Genomic DNA, 26,018 nt, shown 5'->3' with positions numbered 1-26,018 from the left:
AGCCGGTGGGGGACTTGCGCCCGCGCCAGACCGGGGGCGCCGCAGACGATCGCGGTCGCGATGCAGAGGGCGTGGCAACAGCGCTTCACGCTACTCGATCACGGCGGTGAAGGTGACCGTGCCGCGGTAGCGGCCGGCCGGGTACAGGGTGGTGTTGCCGTAGCTGAACACCAGGGTGTTGGCGACCTCGACCGACCGGTTGGTGAAGCAGCAGATCATGCCGACCAGCTGCTGCGCGGTGCCGCCATCGAAGCCGCCGCTTTGAATGTCCCAGCCGGCATAGCCTGGCGCGGACTCCCGTTCGTGCGAAACCCAGCGGACGGTGGTGAACGGGATCACGGTGCTGCCGCAGCCGCTGCCGGCCACGCAGGCCATGCCGGCGGCCGAGTCGACGAGCAGCCTGAGGGTCTGGTTGCCGGAGGCCCATTGGCCGCGCAGGCGCACGCGCACGCCGCCGCTGGGCGTGGTGGCCGGGGCCAGCGCGTCGGGCACACCCGGCACGGCCTGGGGCGTGGGGCTGGTGTGGGCCCCGGTGACCCGAAAGCCGACGGTGTTGACGGTGCCGCCGCTGGCGCCCACCTGCAGTTGAATGAAGCGCGGGCTGGCCAGGTCAAAGAAGGTGAGCACGGCCGACGCCGGACCACAGGCCAGCGCGAGGCCGAGCAGGGTCAGCGCGCCGCGGACGCGCGACAGGCGGGCGCCGGGGCGGGGCTTTAGGGCGCGGAGCCCCCGGGGTGCGGATGGCAGGCACTGCATGGCCGGATCACGGGAAGAGGGCCAGCCGGACCCGCGGGCGCCGGCTGGCCGATGGTCGGATCCGGGCGGCGCGGGATGCGCCGCCCGGGCCCGATCAGAGCGCCGAGGCGGTGTAGGTCACCGTCTGCGAGAAGGCACCGGCGCTGGCGGCCGCGGCGGCGGCGGCGTCCACGCTGTAGGTCCAGGTGCCGGTCTGCAGCGTATTGGCCGGGATCGGCTGGGTCGTGAAGCCGCCGGTGTTGGCGCCGGGGTGCTGCAGCGAATCGGCCGCGTTGGCGCTGACCAGGATGCTGGCGGCGGTAAGGCCGGTGGTGCCGGTGTCGGGCGTGCTCACCGCGCCGGTGAGGGTGGCGCCGCTGGCGTTGGTCCAGGCGAAGGCGTTCAGGCCGGCGACGGTCGAGGCGGTGAAGGTGGGCGCGGAACCGTCCCAGGCGAAGCCTTGGCTGTCGCCGTTGCCGAAGGTGCTCGAGCTGGGCGTGAGCGCGATGTCGACGTTGTCGACGGTGGCGCCGGCGGAGCCGACGCGCAGCATGATCAGCTTCGGGATCGAGACGTTCACGTTCACGCGGGCGGTGGCGCTGACCGCGCCGGTGCCGGCCGAGTTGTAGCCATAGGTGCTTTCGGCGTGCAGCGCCTGGGTGCTGAGCAGGGCGGCGGCTGCGGCGGCGGTGGCGGTGAGCAGTCGGGCGGGAGATTTCATGGATGTCCTATGAAAAGCAGGAAGGGAAACAAGAAACCAGCGGGGCTGGCGACGAACCGGACAAGCCTCCGGTGGGCATGGGCGCTTGGGTGAACTTCATCGCGGCGGCCTCATTCGGGGGTGCTCACTGGGGGCTGACCACCCCCAGCGGGGCGATGGCCTCGCCGCGCAGCGGCACATCGACGACGGTGCGGCTCTGCGGGCCTTCGCCCCAGGGCAGCGGTATGGATTCGGGGCGCAGGCTCAGGCGCTGGCTGCCGGTGCGCACCTGCGCGAATTCGAAGCGGCCGCGCGGATCGGTGACGGCGCGCTCGCGGTTGTTGAGCAGCACTTCCACGCCCGGCACGCCGGCCTCGTTGGCCTGCTGCACGCCGTCCCGGTTGGCGTCGAGAAAGACCACGCCGCCGATGCGGCCCGCGCCCGCGCCGTGCGCGGCGCCGGCGGTGTCGGAGAACCCCCGGCCGCGCTGGCCTTCGTAGCGCAGGTAGACGAGGGCGGTGCGCTCATGGCTGCGGCTGACCTGGGCGGCGGCATAGCGCTGGTCCTCGAAGCGCCGTGTCAGCCCCAGCCAGGAGAGTGCGCCGCCCAGCGGCTCGACGCTGGCGTAGGGGCCGCCTTCGAACTGGCCCCGCCGGCCCCAGCCGGCACGCACATCGGTGCTGTCGGTGAACACCCGCAGCGAAGCGCCACGCAGCACGCTGTTGCCCAGGCTCAGCCGCTGGCCGCGGGTCAGGCCGTCGGTGACCTCGCTGTGGAGATCGCCCAGGCCGATGTCGGCGAAGCTGGACGGCGAAAGCGGCAGGCCCAGGTTGCGCAGGGTCAGCCGGGCGCCGCTGGTCGATTGGGCCGCGGCGTTGAACGCGCCCCAGGCGCCCAGGGCCGTGTCCCCGCTGTGGCGTCGCGCATCGGCGGACACCTGCCACTGGCCGTGGCTCAGCGTTTCCTGCTGGTATTGCAGGCGCAGGCCCGACTCGCTCAGGTGCTGCGGCGCGGCGCCGGATGGCTGCCGCTGCGTCCAGTTCAGCTGGGTTTCCACCAGCCAGTACCGCAGGCCTGGGGGTTCCGCGTCGGTGGGGTTCGCCTCGCCACCCAGCAAGGGCCCGTCGTCGGCGCTCAGAAACTGGTCGTCGTAGGCGGGCGGTTGGCGGCGCGCGAGCTCGCGCAGGCGCTCCTGTTCGGCCTGGAGGCGGTCAAGCGATTGGATCTGCGCGCCACCGCCCGGTGCGGCCTCGGGCGCGGGGGCCTGGCCCCAGGCGGCGGTGCTCACCAGTGCCCCCACGGCGAGCGAGCGCCATCGCCCCGGCCGTGGGGCCAGGCGACCAGGGCGCGGTGCGGCGGCACGGGCAAGGCGGGGCATGAAGTGTGGCGGCACATGGGGCGCGGACTGTGTGGGGGGCCCTGGGCGCCCGGGCGACAGCCGGAGGCGGCCAGGTGGCGCACAAAGAAGACGGCGGCGACGATGCTTCAAAAGTAGTCATTTAGACCCCATTTTTTGATTGGGCGGCGTGTTTTCTGGGCTGAGAGTCGCGGGGATCGTGCCTGGGCATTAGGTCTTTAGGCTGAGTTCTTCGGCAGGGTCGCGAAGTGGCTCAGGGGCAGCGCGCCGCCCGCCTTGACCTCTCCCAGGGAGAAGCTGGTGTGCAGGTCCTTGACGTTGGGCAGGTTGAGCAGGACCTCGCGCGCGAAGGCGCTGAAGTGGTGCAGGTCGCGACTCACCACCTGCAGCTCGAAGGTGCCGGAGCCGCTGATGTAGTGGCAGGCCACCACCTCGGGAATGGCGCGGATGGCCTGTTCGAGCTGGCGCGTGGTGTCGCCGTTGTTGCGGTCGGCGTCCAGCCGCACGAAGGCCAGTACCCCCAGGCCCAGCTTGTCGCGGTCGAGCACGGCGCGGTAGCCCTGGATGAAGCCCCGCTCTTCCAGTGAGCGCACGCGCCGCCAGCAAGGCGCCGGCGACAGGCCCACGCGCTGCGCGAGCTCGGCGTTGGTGAGGCGGCCGTCGGCTTGCAGTTCTTGCAGAATCGCGAGGTCGAACTTATCCAGTGTTTCCATGATGGGCAGAAAGAAGAAATATTCTTTCTGGATGATGCGAATTCCGGGCATGAAAAGCAAACACCTATCGGAAGCTGGGGCATACACTGCGCGGCAGACTGGGGGCCGGCCCCTACCCGGGGCCGGCCCCCGCACGCCTGCGTCCACGAGACGCCCCGCCCACGAAGGAGACAGAACATGAACGCGCCGCTGCCCGAGCACATCCGCCAGGCCCTGGAAACCGTCACCCTGGACGACAAATACACGCTGGACCACGGTCGCGCCTTCATGAGCGGGGTGCAGGCCCTGGTGAAGCTGCCCATGCTGCAGCGCCAGCGCGACGCGCTGATCGGCAAGAACACGGCGGGGTTCATCAGCGGCTACCGTGGCTCGCCGCTGGGGGGCTACGACCAGTCCCTGCAGAAAGCGGCGCCGCACCTCAAGAAGCAGAACATCGTCTTCCAGCCCGGCGTGAACGAGGAGCTGGCGGCCACGGCGCTGTGGGGCACGCAGCAGCTGGGCTTCGCGCCCCCGGGCACGAACCGCTTCGATGGCGTTTTCGGCATCTGGTACGGCAAGGGCCCGGGCGTGGACCGCTGCTCCGACGTGTTCAAGCACGCCAACATGGCCGGCACCAGCCCCTGGGGCGGCGTGATCGCGGTGGCCGGCGACGACCACGTGGCCAAGAGCTCCACCGCGGCGCACCAGAGCGACCACATCTTCAAGGCCTGCGGCCTGCCGGTGTTCTTTCCGGCCAGCGTGCAGGACATCCTGGACCTGGGCCTGCACGCCTTCGCCATGAGCCGCTTCTCTGGCGTGTGGACGGGCATGAAGACCATTCAGGAGATCGTCGAATCGAGCTCCACCGCGCTGATCGATCCCGAGCGTGTGCAGATCGTGGTCCCCGAGTTCGAGATGCCGCCCGGCGGCCTGCACATCCGCTGGCCCGACCACGCGCTGGAGCAGGAGGCCCGCCTGTTCGACCACAAGTGGTACGCGGCCCTGGCCTACGTGCGCGCCAACAAGCTCAACCACAACGTGGTGGCCGGCCCCAACGACCGCTTCGGCGTCATCGCCAGCGGCAAGGCCTACAACGACACGCGCCAGGCGCTGGTGGACCTCGGCCTGGACGACGCCACCTGCCGCCGCATCGGTTTGCGCGTGCACAAGGTGGCGGTGGTGTGGCCGCTGGAGGCACAGACCACGCGCGAGTTCGCCACCGGCCTGCGCGAGATCCTGGTGGTGGAGGAAAAGCGCCAGGTCATCGAGTACCAGCTGAAGGAAGAGCTCTACAACTGGCGGCCCGACGTGCGCCCCAACGTGCTCGGCAAGTTCGACGAGTCCGAGGGCGACTTCAGCGGCGGCGAGTGGTCGCGGCCCAACCCCAGCGCCAACACCCTGTTGCGCGCCAAGGCCGACCTCAACCCCGCGCTGATCGCGCGCGCCATCGCCCGGCGCCTGAAGAAGCTGGGCAATGTGCCCGAGGACGTGATGGCGCGCATCGACGCGCAGCTGGCCATCCTCGACGCCCAGGAGCGTTCGCTGCAGACCCTGTTGACCCAGGGCGTGCCCGGCGCCGAGCGCCAGCCCTGGTTCTGCTCCGGCTGCCCGCACAACACCAGCACCAAGGTGCCCGAGGGCTCGCGCGCCATGGCCGGCATCGGCTGCCACTTCATGAGCATCTGGATGGACCGCGCCACCGTGGGCTTCACCCAGATGGGCGGCGAGGGCGTGCCCTGGGTGGGCCAGCAGCCCTTCAGCACCGACAAGCACATGTTCGCCAACCTCGGCGACGGCACCTACTTCCACTCGGGCATCCTGGCGATCCGCCAGAGCATTGCCTCGGGCGTGAACATCACCTACAAGATCCTCTACAACGACGCCGTGGCCATGACCGGTGGCCAGCAGGTGGGCGAGCGCCCCGAGGGCCACAGCGTGGTGCAGATCGCGCAGAGCATGCGCGCCGAGGGGGTGAAGAAGATCACCATCGTCACCGACGAACCCGAAAAATACGATGGCGTGACGGGCATTCCCGACGGCATCGCCATTCAGCACCGCGACACGCTGGACGCCGTGCAGCGCGAGTTCCGCGAGATCGAGGGCACCACGGTCATCATCTACGACCAGACCTGCGCCACCGAGAAGCGCCGCCGCCGCAAGCGCGGCACGATGGCCGAGCCGAACCAGCGCGTGGTCATCAATGAGCTGGTGTGCGAGGGCTGCGGCGACTGCGGCGAGAAGTCCAACTGCCTGTCGGTGGAGCCGCTGGAGACGCCCTTCGGCCGCAAGCGCCAGATCAATCAGAGCACCTGCAACAAGGACTTCTCCTGCGTGAACGGCTTCTGCCCGAGCTTCGTCACGGTCGAGGGCGGCCAGCTGCGCAAGAAGAAGGGCGCGGCCAATGCCGGGTGGGAGGGCGGCGCGCTGCCGCACCCGACGCTGCCCGCGCTGGGGCACGACGCCTGGGGCATCATCGTTGCCGGCGTGGGCGGCACGGGCGTCATCACCATCGGCCAGCTGCTGGGCGTGGCCGCGCACCTGGAAGGCAAGGGCATCGTCACGCAGGACGCGGCGGGCCTGGCACAAAAAGGCGGCGCCACCTGGAGCCACGTGCTGATCGGCGACTCGCAGGAGCGCATCCGCACCACGCGCGTCTCGGCCGCCTCGGCCGACCTGGTCATCGGCTGCGACCCCATCGTGGCCGCCAACAAGGAGACCTGGCAGCGCCTGCGCGAAGGTCGCACGCACGTGGCCCTCAACAGCAGCGCCACGCCCACGGCGGCTTTCGTGAAGAACCCCGACTGGATGAGCCCCGCGCAGGCCTGCGTGGACACCCTGGTCAACCACCTGGGCGGCGAAGCGGTTGGTGTGGTCGATGCCGAAACCATCGCCACCCGGCTGCTCGGCGACAGCCTGTACACCAACCCGCTGATGCTGGGCTACGCCTGGCAGAAGGGCTGGATCCCGCTGGGCCAGGCCGCGCTGATGCGCGCGATCGAACTCAACGCCGTGGCGGTGGAGCAGAACAAGGCCGCCTTCGAGTGGGGCCGCCGCGCCGCGCACGACCTGCCGGCCGTGCGGGCCGCCTGCGGTCTGGCCGGTTCGGCCGCCCAGGTCATCCAGTTTCAGCCGCGTGAGACGCTGGAGCAGCTCATCGCCCGCCGGGCCGACTTCCTCACCGGCTACCAGAACGCGTCCTATGCCCGCGAGTACCGCGACTTCGTCGAGCGCGTGCGCCAGGCCGAGTCGCAGGCCCTGGGCAAGACCGCGCTGAGCGAGGCGGTGGCGCGCTCGCTGTTCAAGCTCATGGCCTACAAGGACGAGTACGAAGTGGCGCGCCTGCACACCGACGCCGCCTTCCACGACAAGATCGCGGCCCAGTTCGAAGGCGACTTCTCGCTCAAGGTGCACCTGGCGCCGCCGCTGTTCGCCAAGAAGAACGAGCGCGGCGAACTGATCAAGCGGCCCTACGGTCCCTTCATGTTCACGGCCTTCCGCTGGCTGGCGAAGTTCAAGGGTCTGCGCGGTGGCGCGCTCGATCCCTTCGGCCGCACCGCCGAGCGCCGCATGGAGCGCGCCCTGATCGCCCAGTACCGCGCCGACGTCGAGGCCCTGCTGTCCGGGCTCACGCCCGACAGCCAGGCGCTGGCGCTGGAGATCGCGCGCCTGCCCGAGCAGATCAAGGGCTTTGGCCACGTGAAGGAGCGCCACGCCCAGGCCGCCGCCGCGCGGCGCGAGGCGCTGCTGGCGCGCTGGCGTGAGGGCGCCGCCGCGGCGCCGGCGCGCCAGGCCGCCTGAGGCGGCGGCGGCTTCAGCGGTTGGGAAACCCGCCTCTGTCAAGGGGGCGGCATACAATCGCCGGTTGTTCTGAACCCGCTGGAGACCGCCTGTGTTGATTTCCCCCGCCTACGCCCAAGCCGCCTCTGGCGGCACCGAGTCCACCCTGCTGGGCCTGCTGCCCCTGGTGTTGATGTTCGTGGTGCTGTACTTCGTCATGATCCGCCCGCAGCTCAAGCGCCAGAAGGAGCACAAGGCCATGATCGAGGCCGTGGCCAAGGGCGACGAGATCGTCACCGCCGGTGGCTTCCTCGGCAAGGTGTCCAAGATCGGCGACACCTACATCGGTGTGGAACTTGCCGCCGGCCTGGAAGTCCAGATGCAGCGCACCGCCGTCGTGCAGGTGCTGCCCAAGGGCACGATCAAGTAAACCCCGCACGGGCCGGCTGACACCGGCCCGTGTCCCCGTCAAGGGGGCCACGCGAGCGGACCGGCGCAGGCCGGTCCGCCGCGTTTCTGACCAAGACCTCGCGAGCGCCGAAGGCCCTGTATGAACCGATACCCGCTGTGGAAGTACGCGATCATCGTGATCGCCCTGTTGGTCGGCGCGATCTACGCGCTGCCCAACCTGTTCGGCGAGGCGCCGGCGGTGCAGGTGTCGGCGGCCAAGGCCACGGTGCGCGTGGACACGGGCACGGTCGCGCGGGTCGAGCAGGCGCTGTCGGCGGCCTCGATCACCCCCAGCGCGCTCTCGCTCGAAGGCGGCTCGGTGCGCGCGCGCTTCGATGACACCGATACCCAGCTGAAGGCGCGCGATGCCATCGACCGCGCGCTCAACACCGACGCCGCCGATCCCAGCCATGTGGTGGCGCTGAACCTGGTGCCGCGCACGCCGGCCTGGCTGTCGGCCCTGCACGCCCGCCCCATGTACCTGGGCCTGGACCTGCGCGGCGGCGTCCACTTCATGCTGCAGGTGGACATGAAGGCCGCGCTGGAGCGCCGCGCCGACGTGCTGGCCACCGACCTGCGCAACGCCCTGCGCGAAAAGAACATCCGCCACGGCGGCATCCAGCGCAGCGGCCAGACCATCGAGCTGCGCGTGCGCGACGAGGCCACGCGCAACGCGGTGGTCGACCTGGTGCGGGCGCAGTTCACCGAGCTGGTGCTGAACGAGACGGCCGAGGGCAGCGACACGCGCATCACCGCGACCATCCGCCCCGAGGCCGCGCGCGCCGTGCAGGACCAGGCGCTCAAGCAGAACATGACCACCCTGCACAACCGGATCAACGAGCTCGGCGTGGCCGAGCCGGTGATCCAGCAGCAGGGCGCCGACCGCATCGTGGTGCAGCTGCCGGGCGTGCAGGACACCGCCAAGGCCAAGGACATCCTGGGTCGCACCGCCACGCTGGAGGTGCGCCTGGTCGACGAGAGCGCCGATGGACTGGCCGCCGAGCGCGGCACGGGGCCGGTGCCTTTCGGCTCCGAGCGCTACCTGGAGCGCAACGGCCGTCCCGTCATCGTCAAGCGCGAGGTGCTGCTCACCGGCGAGAACCTCACCGACGCGCAGGCCGGCTTCGACGGCCAGTCGCACGAGCCCGCGGTGCACCTCACGCTCGACAGCAAGGGCTCGCGCATCTTCCGCGACGTCACGCGCGACAACGTGGGCAAGCGCATGGCCATCATCCTGTTCGAGAAGGGCAAGGGCGAGGTCGTGACGGCACCCGTGATCCGCACCGAGATCGGTGGCGGGCGCGTGCAGATTTCCGGCGCCATGACCACCATGGAGGCCAGCGACACCGCGCTGCTGCTGCGTGCGGGCTCGCTGGCCGCGCCGATGGAGATCATCGAGGAGCGCACCATCGGCCCCAGCCTGGGCGCCGAGAACATCTCCAAGGGCTTCCACAGCGTGACCTGGGGCTTCTTGGTGGTGGCGGCCTTCATGTGCGTCTACTACATGATGTTCGGCGTGTTCTCCGCCATCGCGCTGGGCGTCAACGTGCTGCTGCTGGTGGCCGTGCTGTCCATGCTGCAGGCCACGCTCACCCTGCCCGGCATGGCGGCCATGGCGCTCGCGCTGGGCATGGCCATCGATGCCAACGTGCTCATCAACGAGCGGGTGCGCGAGGAGCTGCGCCGTGGGGCCACGCCGCAGGCGGCCATCAACGCGGGCTATGACCGCGCCTGGGCGACCATCTTCGACTCCAACGTGACCTCTCTGATCGCGGGCCTGGCGCTGCTGCTGTTCGGCTCGGGCCCGGTGCGCGGCTTCGCCGTGGTGCATTGCCTGGGCATTCTCACCAGCATGTTTTCCGCCGTGTTCTTCTCGCGCGGCCTGGTGAACTTCTGGTACGGCCGCCAGAAGAAGCTCAAGACCATCTCCGTCGGCACGGTGTGGCGCCCCGAGGGCGACGCCACCCCCGCCAAGGCCGACTGACCCCCGCACCCGGAGCCCACGATGGAGTTCTTCCGCATCCGCCGCGACATCCCGTTCATGCGGCACGCGATCGTGCTGAACGCGATCTCGTTCATCACTTTCCTGCTGGCCGTGTTCTTCCTCGTGACGCGCGGCCTGCACCTGTCGGTGGAATTCACCGGCGGCACCGTGGTCGAGGTGGCCTACGAGCAGCCGGCCGACCTCACCGCCGTGCGGCGCGTGGTCGAGGACCTGGGCTACCTCGAGGTGCCCGTGCAGAACTTCGGCAGTTCGCGCGACGTGCTGCTGCGCCTGCCCGCCGTGCAGGGACAAAGCTCCGGTCAGCAGGCCGAGGCCCTGTTCGCCGCGCTCAAGGCCCAGAACCCGGCCGTCACGCTCAGCCGCACCGAGTTTGTCGGGCCCCAGGTGGGCGAGGAGCTGCTGCACAACGGCCTGATCGCCCTGGCCCTGGTCATCGGGGGCATCATCATCTACCTGGCCGTCCGCTTCGAGTGGAAATACGCGGTCTCGGCCATCATCGCCAACCTGCACGACGTGGTCATCATCCTGGGCTTCTTCGCCTTCTTCCAGTGGGAGTTCTCGCTGGCCGTGCTCGCGGCCACGCTGGCGGTACTGGGCTATTCGGTCAACGAATCGGTGGTCATCTTCGACCGCATCCGCGAGACCTTCCGGCGCCAGCGCAAGATGACGCCCCAACAGGTGGTGGACCACGCCATCACGTCCACCATCAGCCGCACCATCATCACGCACGGCTCGACCCAGATCATGGTGCTGTCCATGCTGCTCTTCGGCGGCCCCACGCTGTTCTACTTCGCCCTGGCGCTGACCATCGGCATCCTGTTCGGCATCTATTCCTCGGTGTTCGTCGCGGCGGCCATGGCCTTGTGGCTGGGCATCAAGCGTGAAGACCTGGTGAAGCCATCCAAGAGCGAAGGCGATCCGGACGACCCGAACGCCGGCGCCGTGGTGTAGTCCGTGGCGTAGTTGCCATACCAAGGCCGCCCAACGGCGGCGTCCGGGGGTTTCGCGGGCATGGAACGCAGGGTCTTCGTGTCATACTGAAAAGCATGGTGTCGCCTTCCCAACCGACGGGGTTTGCCCTTGCCCAGCAGGCGCGTGAGCGCCATGTGCTGCACGTGGGGCGGTCGCTGCCGGACCTGGCCAAGGCCATCGAACAGCGCCTGACCGTGCTGCTCGACCAGCCGGGCACCTCGAGCGACGTGCAGATCCGCCGCGACACCTGGGCCGCCTTCAAGAAGCGCCAGACCATCTGGGTCGAGGACTGCCGCAACGCGCTGCGCAAGCACCTGGCCGCCCGCGCCGGCCTCACCGAACCCGCCAGCCTCTCGGGCCAGCTCGAACTGGTGACCGAAGGCGCCATCGACGACCAGATCCTGGCCTCGCGCATGGCCATGCGCGTGCTCGACAAGACCTCGTCCGAGCTCAACGACCTGCGCCTGCGGGTGCAGCACCTGGAGCGGCGCACCGAGCTGTCCAAGAGCGACATCCTGCTGCCCGACGTGCTGGCGCGGCTGCTGGTCGAGCAATGGAAATCCGCCGGGCTCGAGCGCGAGGGCCTGGGCCTGGTCCAGGACCACATCGCGCCCATGCTGGGCGCCATCCTGCTCGATGGCTACAAGGCCGCCAATGGGCACCTCGTGGCCAACGGCGTGATGGAGAAAATCGACCTGCAGGCGCTGGTGCGCCGCAGCCCGTCCGGCACGACGGCGCCCGCGCCGCCCACCACCCGGCCGGGTGCGCCCGGCGGGCCCACCACGGGCGGGGGGTTGCACACCCCGTTCCGGCGGGTGCAGGAGCCGGGCCGCCCTGGCGGCCCCGGCGCGGGGCCCGCCAGCCAGGCCGGCGGTGCCAGCGGCCTGTCCGGCCATGGCCAGGTCCACACGGGGGGCCGGGCCGCCCCGCACAGTGGCTACCCTGGCTCCTCCGGCATGGGCGTGAACGACGAAACGCGCATGCTCACCGGCACCTCGCCCCTGGCGCGCGCGCGCATGCGGGCCCAGGGCGTGGTGGGCCGTCTGCGGCGCATGCTGATCGACCGCGTGGGCCCCGAATTCGAGGCGACCGAGATCCTGCCGCCCTCGCCCGCCCTGCAGCAGGTCATGGCGCGCCAGGTGTCCTTTCCCAGCACCGGTTCCGGGTTGGGCGGGGTGGCGCCCACCGGCGGCGGTGCGGTGTACGTGGATGCGGGCACGGTCGAGCGCACGGCGGTGGCGCTGCGCGAACGCACCCAGGAGCTCAAGCAGGCCGCGTCCACGCCCACCGAGAAGGCCACCATCGAGGTGGTGGCGCTCATGTTCCAGGCCATCCTGGCCGAAGAGCGCATCCCGCCGAGCGTGCGCGTGTGGTTCGCCCGCCTGCAGATCCCCGTGCTGCGCGTGGCCCTGGCCGAACCCGAGTTCTTCAGCGCCCTGCAGCATCCCGCGCGCCGGCTGATCGATCGCATGGGCTCCTGCGTGATGGGGTTCGAATCCAACGTCGGCTCGGTCGCGCTGGAGGCCGAGATCAAGCGCGTGGTGCAGGTGATCGAACAGTACCCGGAGACCGGGCGCCGCGTGTTCCAGCTCGTCTACGACGAGTTCCAGAAGTTCCTTTCCACCTATCTGAGCGAGCAGAGCAGCGCCAGCCGCTTCGTCAGCGTCGCCCAGCAGGTCGAGCAGAAGGAAACGCTGTCGGTGCAATACACCATCGAACTGCGCAAGCTGCTCGATGACGTGCCGGTGCGCGCCGAGGTGCGCGACTTCCTCTTCAAGGTCTGGGTCGACGTGCTGGCCGTGGCCAGCGTCAAGCACGGCGTCAAGCACCCGGACACGCAGGCGCTCAAGCAGGCCGCGTCCGACCTGCTGTGGGCCGCCAGCGCCAAGCCCAGCCGCGACGACCGCGCGCGCGTCATCCAGCAGCTGCCGGGCATCCTGCAGCGGCTGCGCCAGGGCATGGCCCTGCTCGGTTTCCCGCAAGGCTTGCAAGACCAGCACATCAAGTCGGTGAGCGACACCCTGGCCGACGCCTTCATGTCGCGCACCGAGTCGATCGCGCAAAGCCAGCTCGACGCCCTGTCCAAGCGCCTGGCCAACCTCGAGGACTACCTGCCCGAGGGCGGCGTGGGCGATTTCGATCTCAACGCCGACAGCATCGAGCTCATCACCGGTGTGGACGCGAGCAACATCGAGGTCATCAACCAGGGCGGCAGCCAGCCCAACGAGGCCATGCGCGCCTGGGCGGTGGAGTTGCAGATCGGCGCCTGGTTCGGCCTGGACCACAACGGCAAGCTGGTCAGCGTACAGCTCGCCTGGCGCAGCCAGCATGGCCAGCTCTACCTGTTCGTGAGCAACGCGGGGCGCTGCTTCCTCATGCCCGCTTCGCGCGTGGCCGCCTACCTGCAGGCGGGCCTGCTGGTGCCGAGCGAGGACGAAACGCTCACCGTGCGCGCCACGCGCGAGGCGCTGGCCAAGCTCGACGCCAACCCCGAGCGCCTGCTGGCCTGAGGCCCGGGCCCATGGGGCGCGGGTTCAGCCTTGCGCGACGCGCTGCAGCAGGCCGCCTGGCAGGCGCGCCACCAGACCCTGCAACTCCAGTTCGAGCAGCCGCGCCTGCAGCGCGCTGGTCGGCAGGCCGGTGCGCGCGAGCAGGTCGTCCAGGCCCACGGGGTCGTGGCCCAGGGCGCTGAGCAGCTCGTCGTCCGCCCCGCCGCTGGGCAGGGGCGAGGCCTCCTCGGCCGCGCGGGGGGGCGGATCCGCCAGCCGCAGCTCTTCCAGCACGTCCTGCGCCGACTCCACCAGCTTGGCGCCCTGGCGGATCAGCGCGTGGCAGCCGCGCGACTGTGGCGCATGGATGGAGCCGGGGATGGCGAACACCTCCCGCCCCTGTTCGCTCGCCAGCCGCGCGGTGATCAACGAGCCCGACTGCAGCGCGGCCTCGACCACCAGCGTGCCCATCGACAGCCCTGCGATCACGCGGTTGCGCTGCGGGAAATGGTGTGCCAGCGGCGGCGTTCCCAGCGGGTACTCGCTGATCAGCGCGCCTTGGGCGACGATGCGGTGGGCCAGGTCGCGGTGGCGGCTGGGGTACACGCGGTCGAGACCGGTGCCCACCACCGCCAGCGTGAAGCCGCCCGCGCGCAGCGCGCCCTCGTGCGCGGCGCCGTCGATGCCCAGGGCCAGCCCCGACACGATGGTCAGGCCGGCGGCCGCCAGCGACTGCGCGAAGGCCTGCGCGTTCTGCGCGCCCTGCGGCGTGGGGTTGCGGCTGCCAACGATGGCCAGCCGTTGCGCGTGCGACAGCGCATCCAGGCGTCCGTGCACGAACAGCACCAGCGGTGGGTCGGCCGTGTCCAGCAGCGAGGCGGGGTAGCGCGGGTCGGCCAGCGTGAGCGCGTGGCGCTCGCCGCCCTGCGCCAGCCAGCGCTCGTGGGCCAGCACGGTCTCATCGAAGCCCTGGGGGGGCTGCGCCATGGCCTGGGCCAGGGCGGGCTCCACGACGCGACCCCAGGTGTCGGGCGCCTGGGCCCAGATGGCGTCGGGCAGACCGAAGGCCGCCAGCAACTGGCGGGCGGTGGTGCGGCCCAGGCCGGGTGTCAGGAGCAGCCGCAGCCAGGCGGCCAGCTCATCACGCGGCATGGGGCTCAGGGGTTGAGGAAGCGGTCGCCCACCTGCACGCCGTCGTCGATCTCGAGCACGATGGCATAGGACACGCGGTCGAAGGTGCGGAACACCATCATGAGACCGTTGCGCTCGCCGGGCAGGCGGATGTCGGGGCGCGAGGAATCGGTGGTGTCCTTGACGAGGTTGCTCTCGCGCAGGAGAGCCAGCACGTGGCCGGGTTCCAGGCCGTTCTGCTTGCCGCGGTTGATGGTGACCACCATGTTCTGGGCCGCGTAGTTCACGGCATTGCCGTACACGGAGACCACGTGACCGGATTGCGGGCCCTGTGGCGCGCGCGGCACGAAATTGAGGAACTCGCGCGGCGGCTCGGGCAGCAGGCGGTCGCCCACGCGCATTTCCTCCTTCGCGGCGACGATGTCGATGCCGGCCGGCACGATTTCCTCGACCTTGTTGCCCTTGGCGTCCACGCCTTCGCGGCGGCGTTCGTTGGAGACCACATTGGCCTTGCCCACGTACTGCGCCTCGTAGCCCAGGATTTCGTTGGTGATGGGGTCGCGCAGCGGCGTGGCGTTGCGGAACACGCGGTAGCCGATGGAGCGGCCATCGACCACGGCCAGGGGGTCGGCGTTGGGCTGCTCGCCGGAGATGGCGCGCGCGTAGGCGCGGTCGCCACGGCTGAGCAGCACGCGGTTCTCCTGCGTGGCCACGATGCGCGGCGCGCGCTTGATCGCGTTCTCGTCGACGATCAGGGGCTCGGTCAGGAAGGATTCGATGGTCTGCAGCGAGATCGGCGGGATCGCCGTGTCGGCCAGCGACTCATAGCGGGTGCGCGGCGAGACCTTGATGGTGCCGGGCTCGCCGCTGCCGCCCGGGCGCGTGCTGAGCGTGGCGCGGCCGTCGGTCTTGATGAGGTACAGCGTCTGCCCCGGGTAGATGCGGTGCGGGTTCTTGATGTCGTCGAGGTTCATGCCCCACAGCTCGGGCCAGCGCCACTGGCTGCGCAGGAAGACGCCGGAGATGGCCCAGAGCGTGTCGCCGCTTTTCACGGTGTAGCTGTCGGGGGCGTTGGGCGCCAGTTCGGACAGTGGCACGCCGGCCTGAGCGACCTGGTTGGCGGTGGCGCGCTGGCCGGGGGTGATGGGGTAGCGCTGCTCGGCCGGCATGGGGCCGCTTTGCGCGAGGGCCGCCTGTGCGGCGCAGGCCAGGCCGACGGCGCTGGCGATGGTGGAGATCAGGCGGGTGTTCGATCGCATGTTCGGAGGCCCCTGGGCGGCTGCCGTCGGCCGGTGCGATGACGCCGCGGGAGCCGGCGTCTCAACCACCGCCTGGGGCGCGCGAGTCTTGACAAAACGCGTTTGATTCTGCGCGCAAGCCTTTGATTGCGCAATGTTTATGGCGGCGTGCAATTTCGCGTCGTCGCAAAAGTGGCGAAAATAGCGACATCGGTTTCCGCTCGTCAGCGTGCCACCGCCTGCTGTCGTTCCCGACCCCAACGGAGACCGCTTGAGACCCCGATCCGATCAGCCATGAGCGCCCCCGACACCCTGCCCATCCTGCGTTACCCCGACCCGCGCCTGCACACCGTCGCCCAGCCCGTCGCGGCGGTGGACGGGCGCATCCGCGCGCTCATTCCCCGCATGCTCGCCACCATGTACGAGGCCAACGGCATCGGCCTGGCCGCGACGCAGGTCGACATCCACGAGCGGCTCATCGTCATCGATGTGAGCGAATCGCGCGACCAGCCGCTGGTGCTCATCAACCCGGTGATCGAATGGGCCAGCCCCGAGACGCGCAAGGGCGAAGAGGGCTGCCTGTCGGTGCCCGGCATCTACGACGGCGTGGAGCGCTCCACGGCCGTGCGCGTGCGCGCGCTCGACGGCGAAGGCGCGCAGCGTACGATCGAGGCCGAAGGCCTGCTCGCGGTCTGCATCCAGCACGAAATGGACCATCTCGTGGGCAAGGTTTTTGTCGAGTACCTGTCGCCGCTCAAGCGCAACAGGATCAAATCCAAGCTCGTGAAAGCCCAGCGCGAAGCCCTGCGCGAGTGAGCCCGCCATGAAGCCTGTTGCCGTATTGCGTTGCATCGCCCTGCTGGCCCTGGTATGGCTGGCGGGTTGCGCGGGCATGCCCGAGCGTTTGCCGTCCGGCGCGTCGCGCGAGCAGGTGATCGAGCGCCTGGGCCCGCCGAGCGCCGAGTACGCCCTGGCGGACGGCTCGCGCCTGCTGTACTCGCGCCAGCCGCTGGGCCGCCAGGTCTACAACGTCGACTTCGGTCCCGACGGCCGCCTGCGCCGCGTGGTGCAGGTGCTGGACACGAACTGGATGCTGCAGCACATCGCGATCGACCGCTGGACGCGCGACGACGTGCTGCGCCACCTCGGCCGGCCGGCGCTGGTCGAACGCGTCGCGCGCTTCGACGGCGACATCTGGACCTACCGCTACCTCGAGAACAACAACGAACGCCTTGCGCACGTGCACATCGACCGCGCGGGCGTGGTGCGCAAGCTCCTCTTCCTGGACGAGTTCATCCCGCCGTCCGACCGTTCCTGATCCCGCGCCGGCTCCCGCCGGCCGGTCCCTGTCCTGATGAAACTCATCTTCGCCGGCACGCCGGTTTTCGCGCGTGTCGCGCTCGAACGCCTGCTGGGCGCGGGCTTTGACGTTCCCCTGGTGCTGACGCAGCCCGACCGCCCCGCCGGACGGGGCATGAAGCTGCAGGCCTCGCCGGTGAAGGCGCTCGCGCTGGAGCACGGCATCGCCGTTGCCCAGCCGCGTGGCCTGCGGCTCGACGGCAGGTACGCCGACGACGCCGCGGCCGCGCGCGCCGCGATCGAGGCCGTCGGGGCCGACGCCATGGTGGTGGCGGCCTACGGGCTGATCCTGCCGCGCTGGGTGCTGGACGCGCCGCGCCTGGGCTGCCTGAACATCCACGCCTCGCTGCTGCCACGCTGGCGCGGCGCGGCGCCCATCCACCGCGCCATCGAGGCCGGCGACGCCGAGACCGGCGTGACCATCATGCAGATGGACGAGGGCCTGGACACGGGCGGCATGCTGCTGCGCGAGCGCCTGCCCATTCGCGGCGACGACACCACCGAGCGCCTGCACGACCGCCTGGCCGCGCTCGGCGGACGGCTCATCGTCGAGGCGCTGGAGCTCGCCGCCTGCGGTGGTCTGCGCGCCGAGCCCCAGCCCGCGGAGGGCGTGACCTATGCGCACAAGATCGAGAAGGCCGAGGCCGTCATCGACTGGGCCCAGCCGGCGGCGCTGATCGAGCGCCGCGTGCGCGCCTTCGACCCCTTCCCCGGCGCGCACACCACCCACGCCGGCGAGGCCATCAAGGTCTGGGCCGCCGAGCCCGTGGCCGGCGCGGGCCGAGCGGGCGAGGTGCTGGCCGTCGGGCCAGAGGGCATCACCGTGGCCTGTGGCGAGGGCGCGCTGCGCCTGACGGTGCTGCAGCGCGCGGGCGGCAAGCGCTTGCCCGTGGCCGACTTCCTGCGCGGCTTCGCGCTCGCGCGCGGCGAGTCGCTGGGGGGCGGCGGCGCATGATCCTCTTCCTCAAGCGCGAGCACCGCGCGCGCCCCGAGTATTTCGAGGGCATCCGCGACCAGTTCTCGGTGGCCATGGGCATCGGCGCCTGGGGCCTCATGACCGGCGTCGCCATGGTGCAGTCCGGCCTGTCGCCGCTGGAGGCGGTGCTGATGACGCTGATCGTCTACGCCGGCAGCGCGCAGCTCGCGGCCATTCCCATGATGGCCGCGGGCGCGCCGCTGTGGGTGATCCTGGTGGCGGCTTTTTGCGTCAACCTGCGCTTCGTGGTGTTCTCGGCCCACCTGCGGCCCTACCTCATGCACCTGCCGCGCTGGGAGCGCCTGGCCAGCGGCTACGTCACGGGGGACCTGAGCTACGTCTTCTTCGCGCGCCGCTACCCGCACCCCAGCGACAACCCCGAGCAGCGCGCCGCGCAGCAGGCCTATCTGATGGGCAACTGCGCCGTGAACTACGCCGCCTGGATGGGCACCAGCCTGCTCGGCGTGGCGCTGGCCAACGCCATCCCGCTGGCCTGGGGCCTGGGCTTTGCGGGCATCCTGGCGCTGCTGGGCGTGATGTGCTCGCTCGCCACTTCGCGCCTGCGCGTGGTCTCGGCGGGCGTGGCGGGCGCGGCCGCGGTGGTGGCCTGGGCGCTGCCGCTCAAGCTCAACATCCTGGTGGCCATTGCCTGCGCGGTGGCGCTGTGCCTGCTGCTCGAGCCCCTGCGCCCCGCGCGCGAAGGGACCGGCCGTGTTTGACCTCGATCCCTGGACGCTGCTGACCATCCTGGCCCTGGGCGCGGTCACCGTCATCGCGCGCGGCTTCTTCTTCCTGTCCGACAAGCCCTGGACGCTGCCGCGCTGGGCGCAGCGCGGCCTGCAGTACGCGCCCATTGCCGCGCTGTCGGCCGTGGTCGTGCCCGAGGTGGTGATGAGCCACGGCGCGCTGGTGAGCACCTGGCAGGACGCGCGCCTCTACGCCGCCGTGGCGGGCGCGGCCTGGTTCTTCTGGCGCGGTGGCGTGCTGGGCACCATCGTGGCCGGCATGGTGGTGTACCTGCCGCTGCGCATCGGCCTGGGCTGGTAGCGCCGCGCGCGGCGCCTCGGGGGTGCTATTCGCCAAGGCGCGCGCGCGCCTTGGCCGTGCCCAGGTGGGACCGCACGAACTGCCAGCCCGCGAGCGACACACTGGCGCAGATCAGCAGTGTCCACATCGTGTGGCTGGGAAAGTGCGCGCCGCGCAGCGTCTGCACCACGCCCGAGAGCAGGCCCACGCCCAGCGCGGCGGCCAGCCAGCGCAGGCCGACCACGCGCCGCCGCTGCACCCCTTCGGGCGGCAGCAGCCAGGGCAGGCACAAGGCGAGGAACGCGAAGCCGCTGGACGCGTGGCCGCCAGGGAAGCAGCGGCCGGTGCCGCCGTCGGCCTGACCCCAGGCCCAATGCGACACCCATCGGGCGTTGCGGCCGAAGGCCTCCAGCTCCCAGGGGCAACTGGTCAGGCTGTTGTACTTGACCAGGTTGACCGCGAGCAGCGACAGCACGGCCAGCGCCAGCACGGCGACCCGCTCGCGCCGCGGCAGATGGGCGCGCGGCCACAGGGCCCAGCCGCACAGCAGCACGAAGGCCGCGACCATGGTCTTGTGCAGGCCGTCGTGCAGCACACGTTCCAGCAGCCAGTCGTGGCGCAGCGCAAAGCCCTGGGGGCTGCCCACGGCGCGCATCACGGCCATGTCCAGGCCGGACAGGTCCCACAGCAGGGTGAAGGCAAGAAAGCCGCCCAGCCACAGGAAGGGGCGGGGCAGGGCGAAGACGGGGGTGGTTGCTGACGGGGGCGTGGTGGGCATGGCGCGGCACTGTTGGGCGCCACCGTTAACCCCAGCTTAAATTGCTTAATTTGCGGCTAAGGTGGCTGCCCATAATCGATGGCCTCGATCCCCAGAACCTCAGGACGGTCCGATATGCGCGCACTCGTGGTGGAAGACGACCCCGGCATCGCCAGCGGCTTGGAGCTGGCCTTGCGCCGCGCGGGCTATGCGGTGGACCTGTGCGCCACGCGCGACGCCGCCTGGCACGCGCTGTCGGTCGAGCCCTTCGACGTGCTGCTGCTCGACCTGGGGCTGCCCGACGGCGAGGGCATGGACCTGCTGGTGCGCCTGCGCCAGCAGCCGGCGCCGGTGGCCGGTCGCCAGACGCTGCCGCACAAGGACATGCCGGTGCTCATCATGACCGCGCGCGACGGCGTGAGCGACCGCGTCGTCGGCCTGGACGGCGGCGCCGACGACTACCTCGTCAAACCCTTTGACGCCAACGAACTGCTCGCGCGCCTGCGCGCCATGCTGCGGCGCGCCGGTGGGCGCAGCAACCCGCTCATCGAGCACGGCGAACTGGTGATCGACCCGGCCGCGCACACGGTGCTGCGCGCGGGCCAGCCGGTGGCGCTGGGCGGCAAGGAGTTTGCGCTGCTGCTCACGCTCATGCAGGCGCGCCCGCAGGTGCTGTCCAAGACGCGGCTGGTGTCGGCGCTCTACGGCTTCGGCGAGGAGCTGGAGAGCAACGCCATCGAGGTGCACATCCACCACCTGCGCCGCAAGCTCGGCGAATCGCTGATCCGCACGGTGCGCGGCGTGGGCTACTTCATTCCGCGCGACGACGCGGCGGCGGACGGGCCGCGATGAAGGCGCCGCGCCTGCTGCGGCATTACCTGCTGCGCTGGACCCTGGGCATGCTGCTGATCCTCTGGTTGGCGGTGGTGGCGCAGGCCTGGACCACCGCCTTTCGCGAGGCGCGCAAGTTCTCCGACGGTCAGATGGTGGCCGTGGCCCGGCTGTGGCTGGTCGCGTCGCCCATCGGCGAATCGCGCCCCCTGCCGCAGGCCGGCGCCGACCTCGAGCACGAGTTCCTCCAGGACGTGGCCGTGCTGGCCTGGGAGGGTGGCCGCCTGGTCAGCGACACGCACGGGCTGGCGGACAAGCTGGACCTGGCCGCGTTGCCCGCCGTCGGCTTTTTCTCGGTCGAGCTGAACGCACCGCACCTGCCGACCGCCTGGCGGGCGTTCTCGGTGCAGACCGGCGAAGGCGCCGAGCAGCGCCGCGTGCTGGTGCTGATCGACCGGCGCCAGCGCTTCGAGCTGGGCACCGACATCGCCATGCACGTGGCCGAGCCCGCCTTGCTGGTGCTGCCCGTGGTGCTGCTGCTGTTGGGCTGGGGCGTGCGCCGCGGCCTGCGCCCGCTCGACAGCCTGTCGCGCGAGGTGGCCGCGCTCGACGGCTTCGCTGGCGAGCGCCTGAGCACGGAACGCCGCTTCCGCGAATTCGCGAGCACCGTCACCGCCATCAACGCGCTGGTGGACAGCCTGCAGGCGCGCGCCCAGCGCGAGCGCGAGTTCGCCTCCGACGTGGCGCATGAGTTGCGCACGCCGCTGGCCGCGCTGACGCTGCAGGCGCGCGCGGCGCAGCACGACCCCTCGCCGCAGCGGCTGGAGCAGCTGGAGCAGGAGTCGCTGCGCGCCGGGCGCATCCTGCAGCAGCTGCTGGACCTGGCGCGCGCCCAGCGCAACCAGGGCGCCGAGGATGGCGTGCCGGTGGCCCTGGGCGAGCTGGCGACCCGGCTCGTCGCTTCGCATGCGCCGGCGGCGCTGGAAAGCTGGCAGGAGATCTCGCTGCAGCAGCCCGACGAACCCGTGGTGGTGACCGTGCAGCCCATGCTGCTGGAGCTGGCCCTGCGCAACCTGATCGAAAACGCGCTGCGCCACACCCCCCCGGGCACCCAGGTGCTGGTCGAGGTATGGCGCGACGCCGCCTCGGTCGGGGTCTCGGTCAGCGACGACGGCCGCCGCCCGACCGCCGCCCGGGTGCGGCCGGCCGAATCGGGCGGCCTGGGGCTGGGCTTGCGCCTGGTCCAGCGCATTGCCGAGCAGCTGGGCGCCCGCCTCGACACCGACGGGGCCCAAGCCCCCATGACCACGCGTTTCGCGCTGCGCTGGCCGCGCGCCTAAGGTTCAGCTAATCCGGGGCGCACACGCTCTCGGGGGCCGCGACAAGCGGCTTCCCGAGAGCCGTTCATGCCCACCCCGTTTTCCTTCCCTTTCGCGCGCGCCCTGCGCTTTTCAACCGCCGCGGCGCGCGCGCGGGTGCCGCGTGCCGCGGCCATGGTGTGGGGCCTGGCGCTGTGGCTGGCCCTGGTGGGCAACCTGCCGCTGTGGCAGCGCATCCAAGGCCTGGGCGGCTCGCTGGGGTACCGCGTGGCGCTCATCGCGGGGCTGGGGGCGCTGCTGACCTGCGCCATCGCCGCGCTGCTGTGGTTGTTCGCCTGGCCACGGGTGTTCCGGCCGGTGGCGAGCCTGCTGCTGGTGGTGGCCGGCGCCAACTCCTATTTCATGTGGCGCTACGGCGTGGTGATGGACCCGACCATGCTGGCCAGCACGCTGCACACCGACGTGCGAGAGGTGCGCGACCTGATGTCGTGGTCGCTCCTGGGAGCGCTGCTGCTGGTGGCGGGCCTGCCGCTGTGGGCGCTGTGGCGCCAGCCACGCTTTCTGCACGGCGGCTGGCGCCGCGTCGGGCACAACGCCGCGGGCCTGCTGGCCGCCGTCGCGCTGCTGGTGTTCACCGCGCTGATGAGCTACCAGGGCCTGGCCTCGCTCATGCGCAACCACAAAGACCTGCGCTACATGGCCAACCCGCTGAACAGCGTCTATGCCGCCACCTGGGTGGCGGCGGAGCGCCTGCCGCGCCAGGCCAAGCCCCTGCTGCCGGTGGGCGAGGACGCCCGTCTGGGCGCCAGCTACGACCACCAGGCCCGGCCGCCCCTGCTGCTGCTGGTGATCGGCGAGACGGCGCGCGCACAGAACTTCGGCCTCAATGGCTATGCGCGCGACACCACGCCCGCGCTGGCGCGCTGGCGCGCGGGCGGCGACCTGGTCAACTTCAGCCAGGTGCGCTCCTGCGGCACCAATACCCTGGTCTCGGTGCCCTGCCTGTTCTCGCCGCTGTCGCGCGCCCAGGGCGGTGACCAGCCGGCCGACCGGGAGAACCTGCTCGACGTGCTGCAGCGCGCCGGCCTGGCCGTGCTCTGGATCGACAACCAGGCGGGCTGCAAGGGCGTGTGCAACCGCGTGCCCCACGTCTACACCAACGAGCAGCCGGTGCCCGCCCTGTGCCCGGGCGGCGAATGCCTGGACGCGGCCATGCTCGACGGCCTGGACGCACGCCTGGATGCGCTGGATCCGGCGCGCCGCGCGCGTGGCGTGGTGCTCGTGATGCACCAGATGGGCAGCCACGGACCCGCCTACGCCGCCCGCTCGCCCGACGGCGCCAAGCCTTTCCTGCCCGAGTGCCGCAGCAACGCGCTGCCCGAGTGCTCGCAGCAGGAGCTGGTCAATGCCTATGACAACTCCATCGCCTACACCGACCGCTTCCTCGACCAGGCCCTGCAATGGCTGAGCGCGCGCGCCGCGCAGGGCCGCAACGACACCGGCCTGGTCTACGTGTCGGACCACGGCGAGTCGCTCGGCGAGAACGGCCTGTACCTGCACGGCGTTCCCTACGCGCTGGCGCCCGATCAGCAGACCCACGTGCCCATGGTGGCCTGGTTCTCGTCCGGCCTGCGCCAGCGCGCGGGCCTGTCCCTGGACTGCCTGCGTGCGCGCTCGGCCGAGCCGCTGTCGCACGACAACGTTTTCCACACCGTGCTGGGCCTGATGGACGTGCGCACCCGCGTGCGCGAGCCCGCGCTGGACGCGCTGGCGCCCTGCTCCAGCGCTGGCTGAGCGCCGGCGGGCGCGCGCGCTTTCCTACAATCCCGGGGTTTGTCCACAGAACCCGGGATTGCCGCCATGACCGCCTTCATCCGCTTCGCTGACCTTTGCGCGCAGGGCCGCGCCAAGGGCCAGCGCGTCTTCATCCGCGCCGACCTCAACGTCCCCCAGGACGAACAGGGCCGCATCACGGAAGACACGCGCATCCGCGCCAGCGTGCCCGCCATCCGCCTGGCGCTGGACGCCGGCGCGGCGGTGATGGTCACCTCGCACCTGGGGCGCCCGACCGAGGGCCAGTTCAAGCCCGCAGACTCCCTGCAGCCCGTGGCCACGCGCCTGGCCGAACTGCTGGGCCAGCCGGTGCGCCTGATCACCGACTGGGTCGACGGCGACTTCGCCGTCTCGCCCGGCGAGGTGGTGCTGTTGGAGAACTGCCGGCTGAACGTGGGCGAGAAGAAAAACAGCCCCGAACTGGCCAAGAAGCTGGGCGCCCTGTGCGACATCTTCGTGCACGACGCCTTCGGCACCGCGCACCGCGCCGAGGGCACCACCTATGGCATCGCCGAGACCGCGCCCGTGGCCTGCGCGGGCCCGCTGCTGGCGGCCGAGATGGACGCCATTGCCAAGGCCCTGGCGCAGCCGAAGCGCCCGCTGGTGGCCATCGTGGCGGGCAGCAAGGTCAGCACCAAGCTCACCATCCTGCAGAGTCTGGCGAGCAAGGTCGACCAGCTCATCGTGGGCGGCGGCATCGCCAACACCTTCATGCTGGCCGCGGGCCTGAAGATCGGCAAGAGCCTGGCCGAGCCCGACCTGGTGGGCGACGCCAAAGCCGTCATCGAGGCCATGAAGGCGCGCGGCGCCGAGGTGCCCATCCCCACGGACGTGGTGGTGGCCAAGCGCTTCGCCGCCGATGCGGAGGCGACGGTGAAAAAGGCCACCGACGTGGCCGACGACGACCTGATCCTGGACATCGGTCCCGAGACCGCCGCGAAGCTGGCGGCCCAGCTCAAGCAGGCCGGCACCATCGTGTGGAACGGCCCGGTGGGCGTGTTCGAGTTCGCGGCGTTCGAAGGCGGCACCAAGGCCATCGCCCGCGCCATCGCCGACAGCGCGGGGTTCTCCATCGCGGGCGGCGGCGACACGCTCGCGGCCATCGCCAAGTACGGCATCGAGAAGGACGTGGGCTACATCTCCACCGGCGGCGGCGCCTTCCTGGAGGTGCTGGAAGGCAAGACGCTGCCGGCGTTCGAGGTGCTCGAACGGCGCGCGAAGGCCTGAATATCCTTCAGGGCCCGCGCGTGGGAATGCGCGCGACCACCCACACGCCGATCGCGGCCGCCACCAGCACCACGCCCAGCAGCACGGGCCGCTCGCGCAGGCCCCAGGCCGACAGCGACACCATCAGCAGCATGGTGATCTGCGCGAAGCGCTTGGTGCGCCGGCTCAGGCTGCGGTGCTCTTCCCAGTCGCGCACCATGGGGCCGAAGAAGCGGTGCCCGCGCAGCCAGCCGTGCAGGCGCGGCGAGGCCCTGGCGTAGCAGGCCGCCGCGAGCAAAACGAACGGGGTGGTGGGCAAGCCCGGCAGGGCCACGCCCAGGATGCCCAGGCCCAGCGACACCGTGCCGGCCAGCCAGAGCAGCCAGCGCAGGGCGCGCGGGGTTTCGTCGGGAGAGGGCATGCGCCGGCATGATAGCCAGCGCCCCGCGCGCCGTGGGGCTCAGGCCGCCGCGCCGATCGTGAGCGACACGCCGCCCACGCCTTCGACCCGGCCCTCGAGCCGGTCGCCCGGCACCACCGCGCCCACGCCCTCGGGCGTGCCGGTGTAGATCAGGTCGCCGGCCTGCAGGTGGTAGAAGCGCGAGAGGTCTTCGATGATCTCGCGCACGTTCCAGATCAGCTTGTCCACATCGGACTTCTGTTTCGTCGCGCCATTCACCGTGAGCTCGACGGCGCCGCGCTCGATCACGGTGAACGGCAGGGGCACGATGTCGCTGCACACCGAGCCTTGCTCGATGTCCTTGCCCAGGTCCCAGGGGCGGCCCTTGTCGCGCGCCACCAGCTGCAGGTCGCGCCGCGTCATGTCCAGGCCGGCGGCGTAGCCGTAGATCAGCTCGTGCGCGTCGGCCGCGGCCACGCGAAAGCCCGCGCGGCCGATGGCCACCACCAGCTCCATCTCGAAGTGGTAGTTGTTGGTTTCGCTCGGGTAGGGCACGGTGCTGCCCGAGGGCGTGAGCGTGGTGAGCGACTTGGTGAAATAGAAGGGCCGCTCGACCGACTTGTCCACGGGCTTGCCCATTTCCACCGCGTGCGCGTGGTAGTTGCGGCCGACGAAGAACAGTCGGTTGACGGGGAACAGCTCGCTCTTGCCCTGGATGGGCAGGGCGGCGACGGCGGGCGGATTGAAGAGGTACTGGGGCATGGT

Annotated in this window: 23 protein-coding genes; 14 read left to right on the top strand and 9 right to left on the bottom strand. The window is 70.8% G+C overall.

From position 1 onward, the window contains the following. Positions 1-90 precede the first annotated feature (90 nt). The 4 genes from SOM08_RS21905 to SOM08_RS21890 form a co-directional block, all read right to left on the bottom strand. Positions 91-627, bottom strand: coding sequence for a hypothetical protein (locus tag SOM08_RS21905; protein ID WP_322469749.1), 537 nt, complete (start codon positions 625-627; stop codon positions 91-93). Positions 628-850: 223 nt separating this feature from the next. Then, positions 851-1,456 carry a hypothetical protein gene (locus SOM08_RS21900; RefSeq protein ID WP_116960061.1) on the bottom strand — a complete coding sequence of 202 codons (606 nt, stop codon included), beginning with the start codon at positions 1,454-1,456 and terminating at the stop codon, positions 851-853. Between the two features lie 124 nt (positions 1,457-1,580). Then, positions 1,581-2,723, bottom strand: coding sequence for an SdrD B-like domain-containing protein (locus tag SOM08_RS21895; protein ID WP_322469748.1), 1,143 nt, complete (start codon positions 2,721-2,723; stop codon positions 1,581-1,583). Between the two features lie 287 nt (positions 2,724-3,010). Further along, entirely contained in the window at positions 3,011-3,505 is a 495-nt protein-coding gene (locus tag SOM08_RS21890; protein WP_116960142.1) for an Lrp/AsnC family transcriptional regulator, read from the bottom strand. 177 nt (positions 3,506-3,682) lie between these two features. Here SOM08_RS21890 and SOM08_RS21885 point away from each other — a divergent pair, with 177 nt between their 5' ends. The 5 genes from SOM08_RS21885 to SOM08_RS21865 all read left to right on the top strand — a co-directional run bounded on the left by SOM08_RS21885 (position 3,683) and on the right by SOM08_RS21865 (position 13,198). Beyond that, a complete protein-coding gene (locus SOM08_RS21885) occupies positions 3,683-7,282 on the top strand; it encodes an indolepyruvate ferredoxin oxidoreductase family protein (RefSeq protein WP_322469747.1) in 3,600 nt (1,199 codons plus the stop codon). Between the two features lie 91 nt (positions 7,283-7,373). Then, on the top strand, positions 7,374-7,691 hold the full coding sequence (gene yajC / locus SOM08_RS21880) for a preprotein translocase subunit YajC (RefSeq protein ID WP_070399784.1): 318 nt from the start codon (positions 7,374-7,376) through the stop codon (positions 7,689-7,691). Between the two features lie 120 nt (positions 7,692-7,811). After that, positions 7,812-9,695: a protein translocase subunit SecD gene (secD, locus tag SOM08_RS21875; RefSeq protein WP_116960058.1), complete on the top strand. Its 1,884-nt coding sequence runs from the start codon at positions 7,812-7,814 to the stop codon at positions 9,693-9,695. 21 nt (positions 9,696-9,716) lie between these two features. Beyond that, positions 9,717-10,667: a protein translocase subunit SecF gene (gene secF, locus SOM08_RS21870; RefSeq protein ID WP_116960057.1), complete on the top strand. Its 951-nt coding sequence runs from the start codon at positions 9,717-9,719 to the stop codon at positions 10,665-10,667. 95 nt (positions 10,668-10,762) lie between these two features. Continuing rightward, positions 10,763-13,198: a DUF1631 family protein gene (locus SOM08_RS21865; RefSeq protein ID WP_116960056.1), complete on the top strand. Its 2,436-nt coding sequence runs from the start codon at positions 10,763-10,765 to the stop codon at positions 13,196-13,198. A gap of 24 nt (positions 13,199-13,222) precedes the next feature. Here the strand turns inward: SOM08_RS21865 and dprA are convergent, their stop codons facing one another. Both dprA and SOM08_RS21855 read right to left on the bottom strand, forming a co-directional pair. Continuing rightward, positions 13,223-14,329, bottom strand: a complete 1,107-nt coding sequence (gene dprA / locus SOM08_RS21860) for a DNA-processing protein DprA (RefSeq protein ID WP_322469746.1) — start codon at positions 14,327-14,329, stop codon at positions 13,223-13,225. Positions 14,330-14,334: 5 nt separating this feature from the next. Beyond that, positions 14,335-15,567, bottom strand: a complete 1,233-nt coding sequence (locus SOM08_RS21855) for a LysM peptidoglycan-binding domain-containing protein (RefSeq protein WP_116960054.1) — start codon at positions 15,565-15,567, stop codon at positions 14,335-14,337. A gap of 273 nt (positions 15,568-15,840) precedes the next feature. On the opposite strand from SOM08_RS21855, the gene def reads away from it, so the two are divergent. The 5 genes from def to SOM08_RS21830 are packed head-to-tail and all read left to right on the top strand — an operon-like array spanning position 15,841 to position 18,928. Further along, entirely contained in the window at positions 15,841-16,362 is a 522-nt protein-coding gene (gene def, locus SOM08_RS21850) for a peptide deformylase (RefSeq protein ID WP_116960053.1), read from the top strand. Positions 16,363-16,369: 7 nt separating this feature from the next. Further along, complete coding sequence (locus tag SOM08_RS21845) at positions 16,370-16,864, top strand: hypothetical protein (protein ID WP_116960052.1); 495 nt, start codon at positions 16,370-16,372, stop codon at positions 16,862-16,864. Positions 16,865-16,900: 36 nt separating this feature from the next. After that, positions 16,901-17,860, top strand: a complete 960-nt coding sequence (fmt, locus tag SOM08_RS21840) for a methionyl-tRNA formyltransferase (RefSeq protein ID WP_116960051.1) — start codon at positions 16,901-16,903, stop codon at positions 17,858-17,860. Beyond that, positions 17,857-18,600, top strand: a complete 744-nt coding sequence (locus SOM08_RS21835; protein WP_116960050.1) for an AzlC family ABC transporter permease — start codon at positions 17,857-17,859, stop codon at positions 18,598-18,600. The genes fmt and SOM08_RS21835 overlap by 4 nt, the downstream gene beginning before the upstream one ends. Next, positions 18,593-18,928: an AzlD domain-containing protein gene (locus SOM08_RS21830; RefSeq protein WP_116960049.1), complete on the top strand. Its 336-nt coding sequence runs from the start codon at positions 18,593-18,595 to the stop codon at positions 18,926-18,928. Before SOM08_RS21835 ends, SOM08_RS21830 begins: the two co-directional genes overlap by 8 nt. Positions 18,929-18,953: 25 nt before the next feature. Here the strand turns inward: SOM08_RS21830 and SOM08_RS21825 are convergent, their stop codons facing one another. Beyond that, positions 18,954-19,685: a phosphatase PAP2 family protein gene (locus tag SOM08_RS21825; protein ID WP_116960048.1), complete on the bottom strand. Its 732-nt coding sequence runs from the start codon at positions 19,683-19,685 to the stop codon at positions 18,954-18,956. 114 nt (positions 19,686-19,799) lie between these two features. On the opposite strand from SOM08_RS21825, the gene SOM08_RS21820 reads away from it, so the two are divergent. The 4 genes from SOM08_RS21820 (at position 19,800) to SOM08_RS21805 (ending at position 24,874) form a co-directional block, all read left to right on the top strand. Beyond that, on the top strand, positions 19,800-20,516 hold the full coding sequence (locus SOM08_RS21820) for a response regulator transcription factor (RefSeq protein WP_322469745.1): 717 nt from the start codon (positions 19,800-19,802) through the stop codon (positions 20,514-20,516). After that, positions 20,513-21,835 (top strand): sensor histidine kinase, encoded by a 1,323-nt coding sequence (locus SOM08_RS21815; protein WP_116960046.1) that lies wholly within the window; start codon positions 20,513-20,515, stop codon positions 21,833-21,835. Before SOM08_RS21820 ends, SOM08_RS21815 begins: the two co-directional genes overlap by 4 nt. 66 nt (positions 21,836-21,901) lie before the next feature. Next, positions 21,902-23,608 (top strand): phosphoethanolamine--lipid A transferase, encoded by a 1,707-nt coding sequence (locus SOM08_RS21810; RefSeq protein WP_322469744.1) that lies wholly within the window; start codon positions 21,902-21,904, stop codon positions 23,606-23,608. A gap of 66 nt (positions 23,609-23,674) precedes the next feature. Then, positions 23,675-24,874 (top strand): phosphoglycerate kinase, encoded by a 1,200-nt coding sequence (locus tag SOM08_RS21805; protein WP_116960045.1) that lies wholly within the window; start codon positions 23,675-23,677, stop codon positions 24,872-24,874. Positions 24,875-24,881: 7 nt separating this feature from the next. On the opposite strand, the gene SOM08_RS21800 is transcribed toward SOM08_RS21805, so the two are convergent. Next, positions 24,882-25,274, bottom strand: a complete 393-nt coding sequence (locus SOM08_RS21800; RefSeq protein ID WP_116960044.1) for a YbaN family protein — start codon at positions 25,272-25,274, stop codon at positions 24,882-24,884. A gap of 39 nt (positions 25,275-25,313) precedes the next feature. Further along, positions 25,314-26,015 carry a fumarylacetoacetate hydrolase family protein gene (locus SOM08_RS21795; protein ID WP_322469743.1) on the bottom strand — a complete coding sequence of 234 codons (702 nt, stop codon included), beginning with the start codon at positions 26,013-26,015 and terminating at the stop codon, positions 25,314-25,316. Positions 26,016-26,018: the final 3 nt, after the last annotated feature.

It is taken from the genome of Hydrogenophaga sp. SNF1 (assembly GCF_034421675.1).
Taxonomy (GTDB): Bacteria; Pseudomonadota; Gammaproteobacteria; order Burkholderiales; family Burkholderiaceae_C; genus Hydrogenophaga; species Hydrogenophaga borbori.
This window is presented reverse-complemented; position numbering and strand designations above follow the sequence as displayed.

What these genes read in the sequence shown, in the direction of transcription:
- secF (WP_116960057.1), top strand. Translation starts at nt 9,717, where the DNA reads ATGGAGTTCTTCCGCATCCGCCGCGACATCCCGTTCATGCGGCACGCG.
- SOM08_RS21820 (WP_322469745.1), top strand. Translation starts at nt 19,800, where the DNA reads ATGCGCGCACTCGTGGTGGAAGACGACCCCGGCATCGCCAGCGGCTTG.
- SOM08_RS21890 (WP_116960142.1), bottom strand. Translation starts at nt 3,505, where the DNA reads ATGGAAACACTGGATAAGTTCGACCTCGCGATTCTGCAAGAACTGCAA.
- secD (WP_116960058.1), top strand. Translation starts at nt 7,812, where the DNA reads ATGAACCGATACCCGCTGTGGAAGTACGCGATCATCGTGATCGCCCTG.
- SOM08_RS21795 (WP_322469743.1), bottom strand. Translation starts at nt 26,015, where the DNA reads ATGCCCCAGTACCTCTTCAATCCGCCCGCCGTCGCCGCCCTGCCCATC.
- dprA (WP_322469746.1), bottom strand. Translation starts at nt 14,329, where the DNA reads ATGCCGCGTGATGAGCTGGCCGCCTGGCTGCGGCTGCTCCTGACACCC.
- SOM08_RS21835 (WP_116960050.1), top strand. Translation starts at nt 17,857, where the DNA reads ATGATCCTCTTCCTCAAGCGCGAGCACCGCGCGCGCCCCGAGTATTTC.
- fmt (WP_116960051.1), top strand. Translation starts at nt 16,901, where the DNA reads ATGAAACTCATCTTCGCCGGCACGCCGGTTTTCGCGCGTGTCGCGCTC.
- SOM08_RS21810 (WP_322469744.1), top strand. Translation starts at nt 21,902, where the DNA reads ATGCCCACCCCGTTTTCCTTCCCTTTCGCGCGCGCCCTGCGCTTTTCA.
- SOM08_RS21800 (WP_116960044.1), bottom strand. Translation starts at nt 25,274, where the DNA reads ATGCCCTCTCCCGACGAAACCCCGCGCGCCCTGCGCTGGCTGCTCTGG.
- SOM08_RS21825 (WP_116960048.1), bottom strand. Translation starts at nt 19,685, where the DNA reads ATGCCCACCACGCCCCCGTCAGCAACCACCCCCGTCTTCGCCCTGCCC.
- SOM08_RS21885 (WP_322469747.1), top strand. Translation starts at nt 3,683, where the DNA reads ATGAACGCGCCGCTGCCCGAGCACATCCGCCAGGCCCTGGAAACCGTC.
- SOM08_RS21845 (WP_116960052.1), top strand. Translation starts at nt 16,370, where the DNA reads ATGAAGCCTGTTGCCGTATTGCGTTGCATCGCCCTGCTGGCCCTGGTA.
- SOM08_RS21805 (WP_116960045.1), top strand. Translation starts at nt 23,675, where the DNA reads ATGACCGCCTTCATCCGCTTCGCTGACCTTTGCGCGCAGGGCCGCGCC.
- SOM08_RS21815 (WP_116960046.1), top strand. Translation starts at nt 20,513, where the DNA reads ATGAAGGCGCCGCGCCTGCTGCGGCATTACCTGCTGCGCTGGACCCTG.
- SOM08_RS21855 (WP_116960054.1), bottom strand. Translation starts at nt 15,567, where the DNA reads ATGCGATCGAACACCCGCCTGATCTCCACCATCGCCAGCGCCGTCGGC.
- def (WP_116960053.1), top strand. Translation starts at nt 15,841, where the DNA reads ATGAGCGCCCCCGACACCCTGCCCATCCTGCGTTACCCCGACCCGCGC.
- SOM08_RS21900 (WP_116960061.1), bottom strand. Translation starts at nt 1,456, where the DNA reads ATGAAATCTCCCGCCCGACTGCTCACCGCCACCGCCGCCGCAGCCGCC.
- SOM08_RS21865 (WP_116960056.1), top strand. Translation starts at nt 10,763, where the DNA reads ATGGTGTCGCCTTCCCAACCGACGGGGTTTGCCCTTGCCCAGCAGGCG.